Here is a 17,592-nt window from a genome sequence, read left to right on the forward strand (position 1 = left end):
GTTTAGTTTAACGCCGCCGAACGGACTGTCAATGCTTCGCCGGCTGCGCAGAGCACACGCGCGGGCTGCGGGTCGGCGAACAGCTCGGCCACCGCAGCGGCGCGACGGCGCAGCACCACGACCGGGCTGAGCGTGCCCTTGGCGGTCATCTCGCCGCTGTCCAGCGTGGCCGGCTCGGTCTCGACGGCGATGCGCAGCACGCGGTTCGAGCTGCCGGTGGCGCCGGCGGCCAGCGCATCCAGCCGCTGCTGGAAGGCCGCCCGCACGCGCGGGCTCGCGACGACCTCGCTTGCGGGCGCATCGGCCGCAAGCGCCGGGTCGAACCCACGGCAGGCCGCAAGATCGGGGAACACCAGTGCGCCGACATGCTCCTCGCCGCTGCCGGCGATCACGAGGTCCAGCACGAGCGGCGCGAACGCCGCCAGCGCCGTGCTGCGCAGCGGCCCCGCATGGACCCAGGTGCCGCTGGAGAGCTTGAAGTTCTCGGCAATCCGGCCATCGAATCGCAGCCCCTGCTCCGGATGCGCGGGGTCGACGAAGCTCGCCGCGTCGCCGAGGCAGAAATAGCCTTCGTCGTCGAAGGCGGCAGCGCTGCGCTCGGGATCGTTCCAGTAGCCGGGCGTCACGCAGTCGCCCCGCACGCGCAGCTCGAGCTTGTCGTTCACCGGCGCGAGCTTCAGCTCGACGCCGGCCACCGGCAGGCCGACGATCGCCTCGCGGCGCGGGTCCCGGCTCGTCGTCAGCGGCACCGGGCCGCATTCGGTGGAACCGATGCCCGAGACGATCAGCACCCGCTCGCCGCAGTGCTTCACCGCCACCTCGTCGAGGCCGGCCCAGGTGTGCGCGGGCAGCACGGCGCCGCCGTAGTACAGCAGCTGCAGCCGGGCGTAGAAGCGCTCGCGCAGCAGTGCGTCGTCGCGCAGGTGCGGCAGCAGCGCGGCCAGGCCCCCCGGCGTGTTGTAGTAGATCGTCGGCGACACCTCGCGCAGCGCGTCGACGCTGGGCTGCACCGCCTCGGCCATCGGCTTGCCGGGGTCCAGGTAGTAGGAGCCGCCGCAGTACAGCGCGATGCCGAGGTTGTTGGTGCCGCCGAAGGTGTGGTGCCACGGCAGCCAGTCGACCAGCACCGGCGGCTCGTCGAGCAGGAAGGGCATCGCCTGCACGACCTGCTGGCGGTTGCTGCAGAGCATGCGATGCGTCAGCATCACGCCCTTGGGCTCGCCGGTGGTGCCGGAGGTGAACATCACCTTGGCCACCTGCTCGGGCCGGATCGCGTCGTAGACCGCGTCGACCGCATGACCCGGCGCGGCGTCGAGGAGCGTCGAGAACGGCGTGGCACCGCCTTCGGCCTCGCTGGCGACGAACTCCGCCTCGGGGAAGGCCGTGCGCGCGGCACGCCCGTAGGTCGCGGCGCTGGACGCATAGACCAGCCCCGGACGCACACGCGCGTTCAGGAACTTCAGCTTCGCGTGGTCCTGCGACAGCAGCGCATACGCCGGCGTCACCGGCACATACGGAACGCCGACGTGCGTGCAGGCCAGCGCCAGCAACTGGTTGTCGAAGTCGTTCTCCGACAGGATCATCACCGGCCGCCCGGCGCCGAGGCCCCGGTTCAGCAGCGACTGGCCGATCGCCCTCACCTTGTGCAACGTGTCGGCGAAGGTCAGGGTCTCCCACGCGCCCGTCTTTGGGCCGCCCGGCGGGCGGCGGGCGAGGAACACCTGCGCCGGCCGTTCGAGTGCCCACTGCACCAGCCGGTCGGTGTAGCGCCGCGGATAGCGCTGCAGCGGCTCGGCGAGACGCATGCGAACACTGCCGTCCGCATCGTGCGCGACCTCGCAGGCGGCCGGACCGAGCCGCACCGGCCGGATCGGCGCATCGAACGAGGGATCGCGGTGGGACATGGAAAACGTCTCCTGAAACATGACCGTCGATGCGGCGGCACTTCATTTAATTGAACATCGTACTAGAATTCGAACGACAGAGACAAGCCCATCGCGCCATGACCGACCTCCTCTACGAACGCTCCGACGACGGCATCGCCACGCTGACGCTGAACCGGCCCGATGCACTGAACGCCTTCGACTTTCCGATGTACGAAGCGCTGATCGCGCAGCTCGAGGCGCTGCGGCACGACGCCGGCACGCGCGTGCTGATCGTCACCGGCGCCGGGCGTGCGTTCTGCGCCGGCCATGACCTGCGCTCGCCCGGGCCTGCGCCGTGGGTCGACCCGGCGCTCGGCAAGCCCTATGTGGCGAAGCACTCGATCACGCGCATCGCGCAGATCCCGCTCCTGATGCGCCAGTTGCCGCAGCCGGTGATCGCGGCGGTGAACGGCGCCGCGGCGGGCATCGGCTTCGCCTTCGCACTGGCGGCCGACCTTTGCCTGGCCGGGCAATCCGCCAAGTTCGTCAACTCGATCCACAACGCCGGCACCGGCCACGAGCTCGGCATGAGCTGGATGCTGCCGCGCGCGGTCGGCACCCAGCGCGCCGCCGAGATCCTGCTGACGGCGCGCCCGGTGTTGGCCGACGAAGCGGCGCGCATCGGCCTCGCACTGCGTGTAGTGCCGGACGAGCGCCTGCTGGCCGAGGCGCGCGCGCTCGCCGAGGCGATCTGCGTCAACGTGCCGCTCGGCGTCTGGCTCACCAAGCAATCGTTGTGGTTGAACCAGGGCGTCGCGAGCCTGGAGGCGGCCTGCGAGATCGAATCGCGCGCGGTGTTCCAGGCTCAGGCCACGGAAGACGCGGCGGAGAAGCGCAAGGCCTATTTCGAGAAGCGCCCGCCGCGCTTCGGCAACCGATGACTCCACCTTTGACGGACATCCCGGCCGGCTTCGAGCAGATGCCGGCCTTCGGCCCTTTCCACGAACTGGTCGGGCCGTTGTACGTGGCACGGCGCGACGCCATCCACATCGTCGGCCTGCGCGTCGAGGACAAGCACCGCAACCGCGGCGCGATGATGCACGGCGGCATGATCTGCATGCTGGCCGACACCGCCATCGTCTGGGCCGCCAAGCATGCGCGCGAGCCGAGACCCAAGATGCTGACGACCAACCTGTCGGTCAACCTGATCGGCAACGCGCCGCCCGGCGCTTGGGTGGAAGCGCAGGTCGACGTGGTGCGCGCCGGGCGGCGCGTCGTGTTCGCCAACTGCTATATCTGGAGCCAGGGGCAGCGCATCGCGCAGGCCACCGCGCAGTGTCAGGTCATCGGGGAAGAAACGGCGTGAGACCGACACGACCCCCGCGGCGAGATCGTGCGGCGCGTGCGCCGGCTAAAGCATCCCGCGATCCTTCGCGGTCTTGACGCTCTCGCCAACCAGCCCGCGCTCGCGCAGCACTGCCACCGTCGCCTCCAGCGCCTCGGCCACGCAGGGGAAGCCGCAGTACGGAATCGCCTGGATCAGCGCCTCCTGCAACTCGGTCACCGTCAGGCCGTTGTTCAGCGCCGCGCGCACATGGTTCTTCAGCTCGTTGGGCTTGCCCATGCCGACCAGGATGCCGATCGTGACGAGGCTGCGCTCCTTGCGCTGCAGGCCCGGGCGCGACCAGACGGCACCGAACGCCGATTCGAGGGCGATCGTCGCGGCATCCGCCGCGAAGCCTCCCGAGTTCGCCGCCGAAAGCATGCCGCCCAGAAAGGCCTCCCCGAGCATCTCGCGCACGAGGTTCACGCCCCGTTGGTAGTTGGGGCTCTGTTCGTCTTCGCTGCTCATCGAATGGGTCTCCGGGTGGTGGGCATCGGCTCGCGGCGACGATTCGGGTAAACCCGCTTGGTGGGACGCCCGGGTCATCGCCTACAGTGAATGTCGTTCTATTCTACGAACATTGTTCCGTTATATGCAATCCCCAGCCGCTCTTGCGACACCCCCCGCCACCGCGCCCCGGGTACGCGAACTGGAGTCCTCCAACCATCTGCTCGGCGACCGGGCCGCACTCGATGCCGCCTGGGAGCGCAACGGCTACTGGTTCTTTCGCGACGTGCTGGACCGCGGCGCGGTCGCGCGCCTGCGCGCCGTCTACATGCAACTGCTCGGCGAGTACGGCGTGGCCGACCCGGCGGACCCCGAGGCGCGCTACAACGGCGCGAGCCTCGAGGGCTTCCCCTTCCGGATGGACCCGCTGTCCAAGCGCAAGGCCTGGCAGCCCTTCGTGCGCGAGCCGGCGATCCACGCCTTCTTCCGCCAGCTGCTGCAGGACGAGCCTTTCTGGATCCCGACCGTCGAGTACCGTGCCACGCCGCCGGCCGCCGACCGAACGCGTTCGCGCCTGGACTTCGTGCACCAGGACGGCTTCTACAACAAGGGCATCCCGTTTCGCATCTGCTGGATCCCGCTCGCCGAGATCGATGACGAGGTCGGTGGCCTGATCCTCGGCGAAGGCCTGCACCGCGGTCCGATCCTGCACGACACGCAGCAGCCGCCGCTCTACCCGATTCCCGAGGGCGCGGTGCCGGCCGACCGTTGGCGCCGCACCACCTACCGGCCCGGCGACGTGCTCCTGATGGACCTCAACACCCCGCACACCGGCCTCGCAAACCATTCCGACCGCTTTCGCCTGTCGATGGACATCCGCGTCATGGGCGCGAACGAGGACCCGCCGATGGTCGGCCGCCTCACCGTTGTCGAAGCGCACGCGGTCGAGCTCGAAGGCGAGGATGGGCGCGGCGGACGTTTCGTCGTCGACGAGGCGAGCTATTGCCGCGGCCTCGATGGCCAGCAGGTCCCGCTGGCCGACATCGCCACGCGCTTCCATGTCGGCGACGAAGTCATCCTTGCAGCACGGGACGGCCGCGCGACCATCGTGCGCCCCATCCATTGAGCGCCATGCCCCGCCCCTCTCGCTACTTGCAGCGCCTGGCCGGCAAGGTCGCAATCGTCACCGGCGCCGGTTCGCAGGGCGAGGGCTTCGGCACCGGCAAGGCCATCGCCTGCGTGTTCGCGCGCGAAGGCGCGCGCGTCGCGCTGGTGGACCTGGATGCCGAACGCGCCGAGCTCACGCGCCGCCTGATCGTCGAGGACGGGGGCGACGCCTTCGTCTGCGCCGCGGACGTCACCGAGCCGGACGGTTGCCGCCGCGTCGTCGCGGCGATGCTCGAACACTACGGCCGCCTCGACGTGCTGGTGAACAACGTCGGCCACGGTGCCGGCGGCGGCCGCCTGGAGGCGCTGCCCGACGGGCTGTGGCAGCGCGTGCTCGACCTCAACCTGAAGAGCGTCGTGCTGATGACGCAGCAGGCGATCACGCACCTGGTCGCCTCGCGCGGCAACGTCGTCAACATCGCGTCCACCGCCGGCCTGCGCGCCCACGGCGGCGCGGCCTACGGCCCGTCGAAGGCAGCCGTCGTGGCGCTGTCGCGCGAGCTCGCGGTGATGTACGGCCGCGACGGCGTGCGCGCCAACACCATCGCGCCGGGCCACCTGTTCACCCCGCTGGTCGCGCAGTTCGTCGACGCGGCCGGCCGCGAGCGCCGCCGCCGCATCGCGCCGCTGGGCATCGAAGGCGACGCATGGGATGTCGCGGCCGCGGCGCTGTTCCTCGCGAGCGACGAGGCACGCTTCATCAGCGGTGTCTGCCTGCCGGTGGACGGCGGCGTCGGCGAAGTGGCGGCGCTCGCCGCCCTGGAAATGATCGCGGCCGAGGACGAAGCGAAGGCCGACCTGACTGGAGACACGCCATGAACAAGTGGCTGAAGAGCAGCGAGACGATTCTTTTCAAGGTCGAAGCGCGGGTGGCGCGCATCACGCTGAACCGGCCCGACAAGCGCAACGCGCTGTCCGACACCATGCTCGGCGAGCTCGAGCAGGCCTTGCTCGAGGCCGACGACCGGCGCGACGTGAGCGTCATCGTGATCGACGGCGCCGGGCGCGACTTCTGCGCCGGCTACGACCTGGCCGGCGCCTACGCCGGCGTCGCACCCGAGGACATGCCTTACGACCCTGCCCTCTACCGCAGCCAGCGCAGCGGCTTCGACGACGATTGCTGGGCGCTGGAGCGCACGCTCGAACAGCGCATGCGCATCTTCGACCTGCACAAGCCGGTGATCGCGAAGATCCACGGCAACTGCCTGGCCGGCGGCACCGACCTCGCCTTCCTGTGCGACCTCGTGCTGGCGGCCGAGGACGCGCGCATCGGCTTTCCGGCGACGCGCGCCAACGGCACGCCCCCGACGCAGTTCTGGCTCGCCCATGCCGGCCCGCAGTGGGCCAAGCGGCTGATGTTCACCGGCGACTGCGTGAGCGGCCTCGACGCAGCGCGCCTCGGCCTGGTGATGGAAGCCGTGCCGGCCGACCGGCTCGAAGACGAGGTCGCGGAACTCGCGCGCCGCATCGCCCTGACCGATGTCGACCTGCTCGCCGCGCACAAGCGGGTGATCAACCTCGGCATGGAACTGATGCATGTGCGCACGCTGCAGCGCCTCACGGCCGAGCTCGACGCACGCGCGCACCTGGCCAGCGGGCCGCGGCGCACGCAGTTCAAGGCCGACATGGCGTCGGCCGGGCTGAAGGAGGCGCTGAAGAACCGCGACGAGCCGTATGGGGACAGCGTCGCGCGCTTGAAAGCCCGCGGCTCATCAGCAGGGGAAGGCTGAGCCTGGAGGACGCGCGATAGCGGAGGATGCAGGCTTGCGCGCCGCGGAAGGCGGTCTGCGGTCCGGGCTCATACTGGGGCGGTCGTCGCTTCGCGCCGACTTCGCTGCGGTGCTCGTCTGGGGGCGGCGCCGCAGAACTCGCTGCGTGCCCCTTCGGTGCACTCCGCTCAAACAGCTGCGGCGAGTCAGATCACGAAGCGCGCCTGTCCTTCGGCAGGCGCGCCCGCCCCCAGACTGCGCTCCTCGCCGCCCCAGAAATCGCCCGGCCCGCAGACCACCTTCCGCGGAGGAGACGGTGGGGTTGATCTGAATACCGGGCCCCGGTCCCACGCGCCCAGCGCTTGGGTGTTTGGATGTTTGGATGTTTGGGGATACCGGCACAACGTATCCCGCAAAGGTGCTCGCGGGTCCGCTGCGGCGCGCCTCTGTGGCGCCGAGGAGCGGAGGGTCGCCGGCCGCACGCCTGCCGAAGGACAGGCGTGCTTCGTGGACTGACTTGCCGCAGCTGTTTGAGCAGAGTGAACGAAGTGAACGTCGCGAGTTCTGCGGCAGGCCGGCGACGCGAGCACCGCAGGGAAGTCGGCGCGAAGCGACGACCGCCACAGTGGCGCGCGGCAGCGGACCCGTGGGCGCCTTTGCAGGGCGCAAGCACACACCCGTCGGGCGCCCCCAGTGCAAGGAACGCCCTTCTCGACAGTTGGAATCAGTCGACCTCGACCAAGCCGTTGTTCAGTACCACCGTCTTGCGCGCATCGACACTGGCGCGCAGCCGCAGCAGCGCCGCACCCTCGCGCCACAGTTCGTAGCGCACGGTCTCGCCCGGCCAGACCGGCGAGGTGAAGCGCAGCGCCAGGCGCTTCAGCCGTGCCGCATCGTGGCCGAGCACCTGCTCGATCACCGCGCGCGCCGCCATGCCGTAGGTGCACAGGCCGTGCAGGATCGGGCGGTCGAAGCCGGCCCTCGCGGCCACGTCGGGATCGGCATGCAGCGGATTCACGTCGCCGCTCAGGCGGTAGATCAAGGCCGACTCGGGCCGCGTGGCATAGCTCACTTCGACATCGGCCGCGCGCTCGGGCACGGCCGGCAGCGGCTCGGGGCCCGGATCGCTCCTGCCGCCATCGGCGCTGAAGCCGCCGTCGCCGCGCAGGAAGGTCACGTTGCGGCTCTCCGCCACCGTGTCGCCGCTGGCCGCATCGACCAGCGTGCGCAGCACCACCGCGACCGCCCCCTTGCCGGCGCCCTTGTCGGTCAGCGAGACCACGCGGTTGCGCGCGATCACGCAGCCCTTGACCGGCAACGGGCGCAGCACCCGCACGTCCTGCTCGCCATGCACCAGCTTGACGGCATCGGCGCCGGTCTTCGGGTCGCGCCACCAGATGCCGGGCGAGCCCATCACCGCGGCCATGGTCGGGACCGCCTGCAACGCCTCCTCGTAGACGAAGCGCAGCGCGCCGCGATCCATCGGGTCCTGCCCGAAGCCCAGGCCCAGCGCATACAGCATCGTGTCGCGTTCGGTATAGCGATGGACGAGGTCAGGGAAAGTCCAGTTCTTGCAGATCTCGTAGTCGAGCATTTCGATTCCAATGCCTATAGCGTTTCTTCGCTGCCCAGGATCACGAGCGCCTCGTGCGAAAGCTCGCCGCCGTTGCCCTGCGCAATCGCCAGCTTCGCGCCGGGCACCTGCCGCTCGCCGGCGCTGCCCGCGAGCTGGCGCGCCGCCTCGACGATCGTGAACAGGCCATACATGCCCGGATGCACGCAGGACAAGCCGCCGCCATTCGTGTTCACCGCCAGTTCCCCGCCCGGCGCGATGCGCCCGCCTTCGACAAAGCGGCCGCCTTCGCCCTTCTCGCAGAAGCCCAGGTCTTCGAGGAACAGGATCGGGTTGATCGTGAACGCGTCGTACAGCTCGACCACGTCGATGTCCCTGGGGCCCACGCCGGCCTGTGCATAGGCGCGCGGGGCCGCCTCGGCGAGCCCGGTGACGGTCAGGTCCGGCATGCTCGCGATCTCGCGGTGCGTCGTGGACTGCGCGCCGCCGAGCAGATACACCGGCCGCCGGCACAGGTCCTTCGCGCGGTCCGCGCGCGTCAGCACCACGGCGGCCGCGCCGTCCGTGACGAGACAGCAGTCGCGCACGCCGAAGGGGTCGGCGACCAGGCGGGCCTTCAGGTAGTCCTCCATCGTGAGCGGTTCGCGCACGAAGGCCTCGGGGTTCAGCGCCGCCCATTGGCGCGCGGCCACGGCGACGGCGCCGAGCTGTTCCTTCGTCGTGCCGTACTGGTGCATGTGCCGCGCCGCGGCGAGCGCATACGACGAGATCGGGCGCAGCGGCTTGTACGGCGACTCCCACGGCGAGGGCCGCGACGATTGCAGCAGCTTGCCGGTGCTGCTGCGCTGGTTGCTGCCGTAGGCGATCAGCGCCACGTCGCACAGGCCGGCATCGAGCGCCAGCGCGGCCAGCATCGCATGCACCTGGAACGAGGAGCCGCCGGTGCGGTTGTTGTCGAGGAATCGCGGATGAATGCCGAGCGTCTCGGCGAAGGTCAGCCCGGACAGCGAGTCGTCCATGACCACGACGAACAGCCCATCGACATCCGATGGCTTCAGTCCGGCCTGGGCCAGCGCGAGCACGCTCGCCTGGTGCGCCAGCTCCATCGCGCTGAAGCCCGGCGCAGCGCCGCAGCCGAAGGTGGTGGCGCCGACGATCGCGCACCGGCCACGGGGGAAACGTTCCTGCATCCCTCAGTCCCCCGCCGGTTCGAAGACGACCAGCGGATGGTCGTCCTCGGTGATGACCCTGGCGCGCACCGCCATGCCGATCTTCACCGCCTCGGGCGCGATGCCGTCGACACGGCTCATCATGCGCGGCCCCTCGGCAAGATCGATCAGCGCGAGGTTGGCGTTCGGTGCCGGCGGCTTGCCGCGGATCACCGTCGTCGAGTAGACCGTGCCGCGGCCCGAGGCCTCAACCCATTCGAGGTCGCTCGCGCCGGTGCCCGGCTCGGCCATGCGCGGGTAGTACACATGGCCGCCGGTGCTGCGGCTCTTCTGGATCATGAAGCGCCCGGAAGCCAGGTGCTCGAAGAATTCCTTCTCGGGGTTCATCGGAGTCCTCGCTTGACGGTCAGCCATGCATGGTCAGGCCGCCGCTGACGGAGACCACCTGGCCGGTCATGAAGTCCGTGGCCGGCGTCGCGAGGTAAACGATGGTGTGCGCAATCTCGACCGGCTGCGCCAGCCGCTTCAGCGGGATCGCCTTGATCAGCGCGTCGCGCAGCTTGCCCTCGGGGATCGTGCCGTTGAACAGCGGCGTGTCGGTCGGCCCCGGCGCGACGCAGTTGCAGGTGATGCCCGAGCGCGCCGTCTCGCGCGCCAGCGACTTCGTGAAGGCGATCACCGCGCCCTTGGTGCCGGCATAGAAGGTCTCGCCCATGCTGCCGACGCGGCCGGCGTCGCTCGCCACCATCACGATCTTGCCCCGGCGCCGCTCGATCATGTGCGGCAGGAAGCGATGGATCATGCGCACCGGGCCGATGTAGTTGACCTGCGCGAGCAGGTCCCAGACCTCGGGCGTGTTCTCGAGGAAGGGCATCACGCGGTCGAGGCCGGCGACGTTCGCGATGATGTCCGGCGCGCCGCCGATCCGCGCCACGGCAGCGTCGACGAAGGCGTCGATGGTCGCCCTGTCGGCCAGGTCCAGCGCGATGAATTCGCCGCGGCCGCCACCGGCGCGGATCTGCGCGATGGTGGCCTCGCCATCGGCCAGGTTCTTGTCGCCGGCATACACGGTGGCGCCGGCACTGGCGAACTGCAGCGCCGCGGCGCGTCCGATGCCGGAGGCGCAGCCGGTGATGACGACGCTCTTGCCGGCCAGGTCGGTGACGGCACGCCAGGAGGTGTCGGGGGTCTCGGTCATGAATCGGTCTCCAGGGTTCAAGGGGATGGGGCCGCTGCGGGCCTGGCGCTGCGCTGCAGGAAGGCCGCGATGCGTTCGCGCGCCTGCGGCGTTTCGAGCAAGGCGCCGCCGAGCTCGCGTTCGAGCGCGTAGCCGGTGGTGGCCGATGCGCCGGCGGCCGCGATCAATTGCTTGGCGACGCGCAACGCCGGCGGCGGCAGCGCGGCGACACGCCGCGCCAGCTGCGCCGCCTCGTTGCCGATCGTGGCCCTGGGCACCGCCCATTGCACGAGGCCGAGCTCTTTCGCGGCCGTGCCGTCCAGCAACTCGGCCCCGAGGATCAGGCGGCTCGCGATGCCGGCGCCCACCAGCCGCGTCAAGCGCTGCGTACCGCCGAGGCCCGGGATCAGGCCGAGGCCGACTTCGGGCAGCCCGAGCCTGGCTTCATGCGCAGCGATGCGCAGGTCGCAGCACAGGGCCAGCTCGAGCCCGCCGCCGAGCGCGGCCCCGCCAAGCTCCGCCAGCGTGACCTGCGGCAGGCTCGCGAGCCTGGCAAACACCGCCTGCAGCCGCTCGATGTAGAGCGCCAGCCGCGGCCCCGCCCGGCCTTCGCCGGCCCAGCCATCGATCTGCGCCAGGTCGGCGCCGGCCGCAAACACCTTCTGGCTGCTGCGCAGATGCAGCACCGTCCAGTCGTCGCGCGCGCCGAGTTGGTCGAGGAGTGCGCCGAAGGCCTCGCCCCATTCCTCGCTCAGCGCATTCACCGGCGCGCGGCACAGCGTGACGGTCGCGATGCGATCGGCAACATGGGTCTCGAACATCGCGCTCATTTCGAATTCCTGGCGCGCTCGCGCAGCGCCACCTTGTTCACCTTGCCGCTCGCCACCCGGGGCAGCTCGCCGATCGCCTCGACATGCTTCGGGCACTTGTAGCCGGCGATCAGGCGCTTGCAATGGGCGATCACCTCGGCCTCTGGCGCGCTCGCGCCGCTCGCGCAGACCACGTAGGCCTTCACCGCCTCGCCCCACTTCGCATCGGGCACGCCGATCACCGCGCACTCGACGATGCCCGGGTAGGCCTGCACCGCTTCCTCGACCTCGCGGCTGTAGATGTTCTCGCCGCCCGAGATGATCATGTCCTTCTTGCGGTCGACCAGGAACAGGTAGCCGTCCTCGTCCACATGGCCGACATCGCCCGTGCGAAACCAGCCGCCCTGCAGCGCCTCCAGCGTTGCGGCGGTGTTGTTCCAGTAGCCGTCCATGCGCTCGTCGGTGAAGGTCCAGACTTCGCCCGCGGTGCCGGCCGGGCAGTCCTCGCCGTCATCGCCGACGATGCGAATCCGCGTGCCCTGCCCCGGGTGGCCGACCGAGGCGATGCGCTTCAGGTCGCGCGCGTCGCCGAAGGGCTTCAGCTCGTGCCGATACATGCCGCAGCCCGCGGTCTCGGTCGCGCCGTACTGCACCGAGAACACCGGCCCGATGCGCTCGAACGCCCGCCGCAGCAGCGCCACCGGCACCGGCGCCGCGGCGGCCACGACGTTGTGCAGGCTCGACAGGTCCGCATCGCCGATCGCCGGCGAATCGAGGATCGCCTGCAGCATCGCCGAGACGACGAAGGTGAAGCTGATGCGCTCCTCCTGGATCGTGCGGATCACGTTCGCCGCATTGAAGCCGCGGTGCAGCACCAGCGTGCCGGCACACCAGCGGACCTGCAGCGCATAGCCGATCACGCCGACGTGGAAGGCCGGCGTCGTCAGCAGCATGCGCGTGTCGGAGTCGAGCTCGCTCATGCGCGAGCCGGCGTCGGCCGTGCGCACCCAGCGCCACTGGGCGCGCAGCGCGCCCTTGGGCCGGCCGGTGGTGCCGCTGGTATAGACCAGCGGCCCGTAGTCCTGCGCCTGCGAGCGGAATGGCGGCCCTTCGGGGGAGCCGTGCTCGACGATGGCCTCGTAGTCGTTCGCCCAGCCCGGCGCAGACCCACCGATGCACACATAGGCCTCGATGGTCGCGAGCCGCGGCCGCAGCGCGTCGACCATTTCCGCATACTGCGCTTCGAACACCAGCACGCGCGGCGTCGCATCGCCGAGCAGCCATTCGACCTCGGCCGCGGCCAGGCGGAAGTTCACCGTCGCGACGATGTAGCCCGCCCAGTCGCCGGCGGCCAGCAGCTCGACGTACTCGGCGTTGTTCATCGACAGGATCGCGACCCGATCCTGCCGCCGCAGGCCCAGGCGGTGCAGCCCGTCGGCCAGGCGCTTTGCGCGTTCGAGCAGCTGGCGATGGCTCAGCCGCCGGCCTTCGCACACCAGTGCCTCGCGCTCCGGATGGAAGCGGGCGTTGCGTTCCAGCAGCTCGCCGATGGTCTGGAGCATGACGCGCGTCCTAGACCGGCGAGTCGGGGCTGAACTTCGGCGCGCGCTTGCCGAGGAAGGCATCGATGCCCTCCATGCCCTCGGGGCCGGCGAAGCCGATGAACTCGAGCGCCAGCGAGGCATCGAAGATGGGCGCCGCCTGGCGCAGCCAGTGGTTCAGCGTCTGCTTGGTCCAGCGCACCGCGGCCGGCGCGCTCTCGGCCAGACGCGAGGCCACCTCGACCGCCTTGCCCTCCACCTCCTCGTCGGCCAGCGCCATCGAGATCAGGTTCATCCGCTCGGCCTCCTCGCCGGTGAAGGTCTCCGCCGTCATCAGGTAGTACTTGGCCTTGGCCATGCCGCACAGGAGCGGCCAGATGATCGCCGCGTGGTCGCCGGCCGCGACGCCGATCTTCAGGTGGCCGTCGGAGAACTTCGCGTCGCGCGAGGCGATCGACACGTCCGCAAGAATCAGGAGCGCCAGCCCGGCGCCGACCGCCCAGCCGCGCGCCGCGCCGACGATGGGCTTGCGGCAGTTGATCATCCCCAGCACCAGGTCGCGCGACTCCTTCATCGCCTGCATGCGCAGCGCGTAGTCCTCGCACACCTTGCGCTCGTGGTGCAGGTCGCCGCCGGCGGAGAAGGTCTTGCCGCTGCCGGTGACGATCACCGCCGAGACGCTATCGTCCGCATCGACGTCGGCCCAGATCTGCGAGGCCTCGCGGTGCATGGCGGCGTCCATCGCGCCCATCTTGAGCGGCGAGTCCAGCGTCACGCGCAGCACGCGCGGGTGGGGCCGGTCGAACTTCAGGCGCGTGTAGCGCGCATAGCGGCTGTCGGTCTCCAAGCGAGGTCTCCTTCGATTCGATTTCAGTGGTACGGGCGGGTTTCCGAGGGGGCCGTCGTGTTGACGACGCGTCGTCTCGGCATTTATATTATCGAACATCGTTCAACAATGGAAGCGCAAATTTCTTGCGTTCAAGGTGGCACATGGACACAGTCGGTCTCGGTTTCTGCTTCGAAGATCTGCCGCTGGGGCGGCAGTTCAAGACCGTGGGACGCACGGTCACCGAGGCCGACATCGTGGGCTTCATCGACAAGATCGGGATGACCGAGGTGCTGTTCACCAACCTCGACTTCCTGCGCAACGTCGCCGGTTTCGAGGGGCGCCTGGCGCCCGGCTCGATGGTGTTCTGCTTCGCCGAGGGGCTGCTCGCGCAGGCCACCATGCAGGGCACCGGCCTCGCCTTCCTCGGTATGCAGCTCGACATCAAGGGGCCGACCTTCGCCGGCGACACGATCCACGTCGAATGCGAAGTGATCGAGGCGCGCCGCTCCGAGAGCCGGCCCGGCCGCGGCCTGGTTCGCACGCGCAACCGCGTGGTGAAGGCAGACGGCACGGTGGTGATGGAGTACACGCCCCTGCGCATGCTCAAGGCCCGCTCGGAGGTGCGCACGTGAAAGCGCCGGTGCTGCCGGCCGAGGTGCAGGCCGAGGTGCAGCCGGATGCGGCCCCGGCCGGCGAGCCCTTGCACGCCAGGCTGGTCACCAGCGCCGGGCCGCTGACCGGCGTGCGCGTGATCGACCTGACGGTCAACGTGCTCGGCCCGGTCGCGACGATGATCCTCGGCGACATGGGCGCCGACGTCATCAAGATCGAGACGCCCGAGGGCGACCCGAACCGCCAGAACGGCCCCTCGCGCAACCCCAACATGGCGGCGATGCACCTGAACATGAACCGCAACAAGCGCAGCGTGACGCTGAACTTGAAGCGGCCCGAGGCCCGCGAGGCCCTGCTGCGCATGGTCGACAGCGCGGATGTGTTCATCCACAGCATGCGCCCGGCGGCGGCGAAGCGCCTGGGCGTCGCCTACGAGGACATCGCCGCGCGCAACCCGCGCATCGTCTACGGCTACGGCTGCGGCTACATGCCCGGCGGCCCGCGCGAGAACGATCCGGCCTTCGACGACGTGGTGCAGGGCGAGGCCGGCATCGCCGACCTGATGCTGCGCTCGGTCGGCCAGGCGCGCTACCTGCCCACCGTGATCGTCGACAAGTTCTGCGGCTACATGCTGGCCTCCGGCGTCGCGATGGCGCTGTACGCACGCGAGCGCTCAGGCCTCGGCCAGATGGTGCGCGTGCCGATGCTGGAAACCATCGTCGCCTTCAACCTGCAGGAGCACCTGTACGGCGGCGCCTTCGACCCGCCGATGGGCGCCGGCGTCGGCTACACGCGCCTGCTCTCCGAGCATCGCCGCCCCTACGAGACGAGCGACGGCCACATCTGCGTGCTGGCCGTGAACGACGAGCAGTGGAAGCGGCTGCTGCCGACGCTCGGCCGCCCCGAGCTGCTGACCGACCCCATCTTCGCGACGCACGAAGGGCGCATGAAGAACATCGACCGCGTCTACGGGATGGTCTCGGATCAGATGAAGACCCGGCCCACCGCGCAGTGGCACGAGCTGCTCGACGCGATCGACGTGCCGAACGGGCCGGTCGCGCGCTTCGAGGACATGCTCTCGGACCCCTACCTGAACGAGATCGGCTTCTTCCAGCGCTACCGGCATCCGACCGAGGGCCCGATGGTGACGACCGCCGTGCCGACGCAGTTCTCCGGCACGCCCGGCGGCATCCACCTGCCGCCGCCGCAGCTCGGCGAGCACAACGACGAAGTGCTCGGCTGGTTTGGCTACGGTGCCGAAGACATCGCCAACATCACGCGCTGACGCCATGGCCTGCGAACAGATCCTGTACGAGGTGCGCGACGCGATCGCCACCCTCACGCTGAACCGCCCCGAGGCGCTGAACGCCTGGACCGACGTGATGGCCGAGGAGGTCTGGCAGGCGATGCATGCGGCCGGGAGCGACGACGCGGTGCGCGTGATCGTGCTGACCGGCGCCGGCCGCGCCTTCTGCGCCGGCGGCGACGTCACCGGCTTCAAGTCGGCCGGCGACGACGGCGCCTTCCCGCGCTCGCTGCTGCACAAGCTGCCGCGTGCCTACGACTTCAGCCGCCGCCCGGACTACCAAAGCCGCGCCGCCTACTTCCCCGCGATCGGCAAGCCGATCATCGCGATGCTCAACGGCGCCACTGCCGGCCTGGGTCTGGTGCATGCGCTCTATGCCGACATGCGCTTCGCGGCCGACGATGCAGTGCTGACCACCGCCTTCGCGCGCCTTGGCCTGGCGTCCGAATACGGCATGGCCTGGGCCCTGCGCAACGCCGTCGGCCACGCCAACGCGCTCGAGCTGCTGCTGTCGGCGCGCAAGGTGCGCGGCGAGGAAGCGCTGCGCCTCGGGCTCGTACACCGCATCCACCCGCGCGAGGAGCTCGCCGAAGCGACCTATGCGTATGCACGGGAGCTGGCCGAGTCGTGCTCCCCGCTGTCGCTGCGGATGATCAAGCGCCAGCTCTGGGAGCTGCCGTTCCAGACCCTGCACGAAGCGCTGATGGCCGACAGCGCCGACATGATGCAGACCAACCTCAGCGAGGACTTCGAGGAAGGCAAGCTCGCATTCAAGGAAAAGCGCAAGCCGCGCTTCAAGGGACGATGAATCTTCACGAATCGCCTGAAGACGCAGCCTTCCGGGCGGAGGTGCGGGACTTCGTCGCCACCCAGCTGCCCGAGGACATCCGACAGAAGGTGCTGGGCTTTCTGCGCGTGCCGCGCGAGGACTACGTGCGCTGGCAGCGCATCCTCGCGGGCCGCGGCTGGGGCGCGCCCGGCTGGCCGGTCGAGCACGGCGGCTGCGGCTGGAACGCCGTGCAGCGCAACATCTTCGACGAGGAATGCTTCACCGCCGGCGCACCGCGCCAGATGCCCTTCGGCCTCGCGATGATCGGGCCGGTGCTGATGAAGTTCGGCAGCGATGCGCAGAAGGCGCGCTTCCTGCCGCGCATCGTGGCGATGGAGGACTGGTGGTGCCAGGGCTATTCGGAGCCGGGCGCCGGCTCCGACCTCGCCTCGCTGAAGACCCGAGCCGAGCGCGACGGCGAGCACTACGTGGTGAACGGCCAGAAGACCTGGACCTCCTTCGCGCAATGGGCCAACTGGATGTTCGCGCTGGTGCGCACCTCGGCCGACGCGAAGCCGCAGCGCGGCATCTCGCTGCTGCTGATCCCGATGGACACGCCCGGCATCACGGTGCGCCCGATCCGCACGCTGGACGGCGGCCACGACGTGAACGAAGTCTTCCTCGACGGCGTGCGCGTGCCGGTGGAGAACCGCGTCGGTGCCGAGAACGAAGGCTGGGCGATCGCGAAGTACCTGCTCGGCCACGAGCGCACCGCCATTGCGGGACTCGGCATGTGCAAGCGGCTGCTGCGCCGGCTGAAGGAGCTGGCGCGCACGCAGGCCCGGCACGGCCGGCCGCTGATCGAGGATCCGCGCTTTCGCGACCAGCTCGCCAGGATCGAGATCGACGTGCTGGCGCACGAATGGGCGCTGGCGCGGCTCATCTCGCTCGAACGCGCCGGCCTGGGCCTGGGCGCGGAGCCGTCGATGCTGAAGGTGCGCGGCTCGGAGATCCAGGGCGAGCTTGGCGAGCTGCTGATGGAATGCGCGGGCCCCTACGCGGTGCCGCTGGTCGAGGCTGCGCTCGAATTCGGCTACGACGGGCCGACGCCGGCCGGTGCGGAACTCAACGCCCTCGCCGGCCAGTACCTCGACCTGCGCAAGGTCGCCATCTACGGCGGCACCAACGAGATCCAGCGTGGGCTGATCGGCAAATCCCTCATCCCGCTCTAGCCC

General features: G+C 70.0%; 18 protein-coding genes. 9 read left to right on the forward strand and 9 right to left on the reverse strand.

The window, feature by feature from the left end; translation table 11 throughout:
• Positions 1 to 2: 2 nt before the first annotated feature.
• Complete coding sequence (locus AC3A6X_RS06285) at positions 3 to 1,904, reverse strand: feruloyl-CoA synthase (RefSeq protein ID WP_487841358.1); 1,902 nt, start codon at positions 1,902 to 1,904, stop codon at positions 3 to 5.
• A gap of 98 nt (positions 1,905 to 2,002) precedes the next feature.
• On the opposite strand from AC3A6X_RS06285, the gene AC3A6X_RS06290 reads away from it, so the two are divergent.
• Together AC3A6X_RS06290 and AC3A6X_RS06295 are read left to right on the forward strand one after the other, a co-directional pair.
• Entirely contained in the window at positions 2,003 to 2,806 is an 804-nt protein-coding gene (locus tag AC3A6X_RS06290; protein WP_309963074.1) for an enoyl-CoA hydratase/isomerase family protein, read from the forward strand.
• Complete coding sequence (locus tag AC3A6X_RS06295; RefSeq protein ID WP_487841359.1) at positions 2,803 to 3,231, forward strand: PaaI family thioesterase; 429 nt, start codon at positions 2,803 to 2,805, stop codon at positions 3,229 to 3,231. Before AC3A6X_RS06290 ends, AC3A6X_RS06295 begins: the two co-directional genes overlap by 4 nt.
• A 45-nt stretch (positions 3,232 to 3,276) precedes the next feature.
• Here the strand turns inward: AC3A6X_RS06295 and AC3A6X_RS06300 are convergent, their stop codons facing one another.
• Positions 3,277 to 3,717 carry a carboxymuconolactone decarboxylase family protein gene (locus AC3A6X_RS06300; RefSeq protein ID WP_487841360.1) on the reverse strand — a complete coding sequence of 147 codons (441 nt, stop codon included), beginning with the start codon at positions 3,715 to 3,717 and terminating at the stop codon, positions 3,277 to 3,279.
• Between the two features lie 124 nt (positions 3,718 to 3,841).
• On the opposite strand from AC3A6X_RS06300, the gene AC3A6X_RS06305 reads away from it, so the two are divergent.
• From AC3A6X_RS06305 to AC3A6X_RS06315, 3 genes are read left to right on the forward strand one after another with little or no spacing between them, the layout of a single operon-like run.
• Positions 3,842 to 4,822: a phytanoyl-CoA dioxygenase family protein gene (locus tag AC3A6X_RS06305; protein ID WP_487841361.1), complete on the forward strand. Its 981-nt coding sequence runs from the start codon at positions 3,842 to 3,844 to the stop codon at positions 4,820 to 4,822.
• Between the two features lie 5 nt (positions 4,823 to 4,827).
• Positions 4,828 to 5,682, forward strand: coding sequence for an SDR family NAD(P)-dependent oxidoreductase (locus AC3A6X_RS06310; RefSeq protein ID WP_487841362.1), 855 nt, complete (start codon positions 4,828 to 4,830; stop codon positions 5,680 to 5,682).
• Complete coding sequence (locus AC3A6X_RS06315; protein ID WP_487841363.1) at positions 5,679 to 6,593, forward strand: crotonase/enoyl-CoA hydratase family protein; 915 nt, start codon at positions 5,679 to 5,681, stop codon at positions 6,591 to 6,593. Before AC3A6X_RS06310 ends, AC3A6X_RS06315 begins: the two co-directional genes overlap by 4 nt.
• Positions 6,594 to 7,296: 703 nt before the next feature.
• Here AC3A6X_RS06315 and AC3A6X_RS06320 read toward each other — a convergent pair.
• The 7 genes from AC3A6X_RS06320 to AC3A6X_RS06350 are packed head-to-tail and all read right to left on the reverse strand — an operon-like array spanning position 7,297 to position 13,688.
• Positions 7,297 to 8,166: a MaoC/PaaZ C-terminal domain-containing protein gene (locus AC3A6X_RS06320; RefSeq protein ID WP_487841364.1), complete on the reverse strand. Its 870-nt coding sequence runs from the start codon at positions 8,164 to 8,166 to the stop codon at positions 7,297 to 7,299.
• A 14-nt stretch (positions 8,167 to 8,180) separates the two neighbouring features.
• On the reverse strand, positions 8,181 to 9,335 hold the full coding sequence (locus tag AC3A6X_RS06325) for a thiolase (RefSeq protein WP_487841365.1): 1,155 nt from the start codon (positions 9,333 to 9,335) through the stop codon (positions 8,181 to 8,183).
• A gap of 3 nt (positions 9,336 to 9,338) precedes the next feature.
• Positions 9,339 to 9,701 carry a Zn-ribbon domain-containing OB-fold protein gene (locus AC3A6X_RS06330; RefSeq protein WP_487841366.1) on the reverse strand — a complete coding sequence of 121 codons (363 nt, stop codon included), beginning with the start codon at positions 9,699 to 9,701 and terminating at the stop codon, positions 9,339 to 9,341.
• A 19-nt stretch (positions 9,702 to 9,720) separates the two neighbouring features.
• Complete coding sequence (locus tag AC3A6X_RS06335) at positions 9,721 to 10,512, reverse strand: SDR family NAD(P)-dependent oxidoreductase (protein WP_487841367.1); 792 nt, start codon at positions 10,510 to 10,512, stop codon at positions 9,721 to 9,723.
• Positions 10,513 to 10,529: 17 nt separating this feature from the next.
• Positions 10,530 to 11,321 carry an enoyl-CoA hydratase/isomerase family protein gene (locus tag AC3A6X_RS06340; protein WP_487841368.1) on the reverse strand — a complete coding sequence of 264 codons (792 nt, stop codon included), beginning with the start codon at positions 11,319 to 11,321 and terminating at the stop codon, positions 10,530 to 10,532.
• Entirely contained in the window at positions 11,318 to 12,862 is a 1,545-nt protein-coding gene (locus AC3A6X_RS06345) for a class I adenylate-forming enzyme family protein (RefSeq protein WP_487841369.1), read from the reverse strand. Before AC3A6X_RS06345 ends, AC3A6X_RS06340 begins: the two co-directional genes overlap by 4 nt.
• Before the next feature lie 10 nt (positions 12,863 to 12,872).
• Complete coding sequence (locus AC3A6X_RS06350) at positions 12,873 to 13,688, reverse strand: enoyl-CoA hydratase/isomerase family protein (protein WP_487841370.1); 816 nt, start codon at positions 13,686 to 13,688, stop codon at positions 12,873 to 12,875.
• Positions 13,689 to 13,831: 143 nt separating this feature from the next.
• On the opposite strand from AC3A6X_RS06350, the gene AC3A6X_RS06355 reads away from it, so the two are divergent.
• Genes AC3A6X_RS06355 through AC3A6X_RS06370 form a run of 4 tightly spaced genes read left to right on the forward strand, consistent with a single transcriptional unit; the run spans position 13,832 to position 17,589 of the window.
• Entirely contained in the window at positions 13,832 to 14,302 is a 471-nt protein-coding gene (locus tag AC3A6X_RS06355; RefSeq protein ID WP_106556912.1) for a MaoC family dehydratase, read from the forward strand.
• The gene (locus AC3A6X_RS06360) at positions 14,299 to 15,567 is read left to right on the forward strand and encodes a CaiB/BaiF CoA transferase family protein (RefSeq protein ID WP_487841371.1); all 1,269 of its coding nucleotides are present in this window, start codon (positions 14,299 to 14,301) and stop codon (positions 15,565 to 15,567) included. Before AC3A6X_RS06355 ends, AC3A6X_RS06360 begins: the two co-directional genes overlap by 4 nt.
• Before the next feature lie 4 nt (positions 15,568 to 15,571).
• Positions 15,572 to 16,396 carry an enoyl-CoA hydratase gene (locus AC3A6X_RS06365; RefSeq protein ID WP_487841372.1) on the forward strand — a complete coding sequence of 275 codons (825 nt, stop codon included), beginning with the start codon at positions 15,572 to 15,574 and terminating at the stop codon, positions 16,394 to 16,396.
• Positions 16,393 to 17,589: an acyl-CoA dehydrogenase family protein gene (locus AC3A6X_RS06370; protein WP_487841373.1), complete on the forward strand. Its 1,197-nt coding sequence runs from the start codon at positions 16,393 to 16,395 to the stop codon at positions 17,587 to 17,589. The genes AC3A6X_RS06365 and AC3A6X_RS06370 overlap by 4 nt, the downstream gene beginning before the upstream one ends.
• Positions 17,590 to 17,592 lie beyond the last annotated feature (3 nt).

It is taken from the genome of Variovorax sp. Soil_C_12 (genome assembly GCF_057657375.1).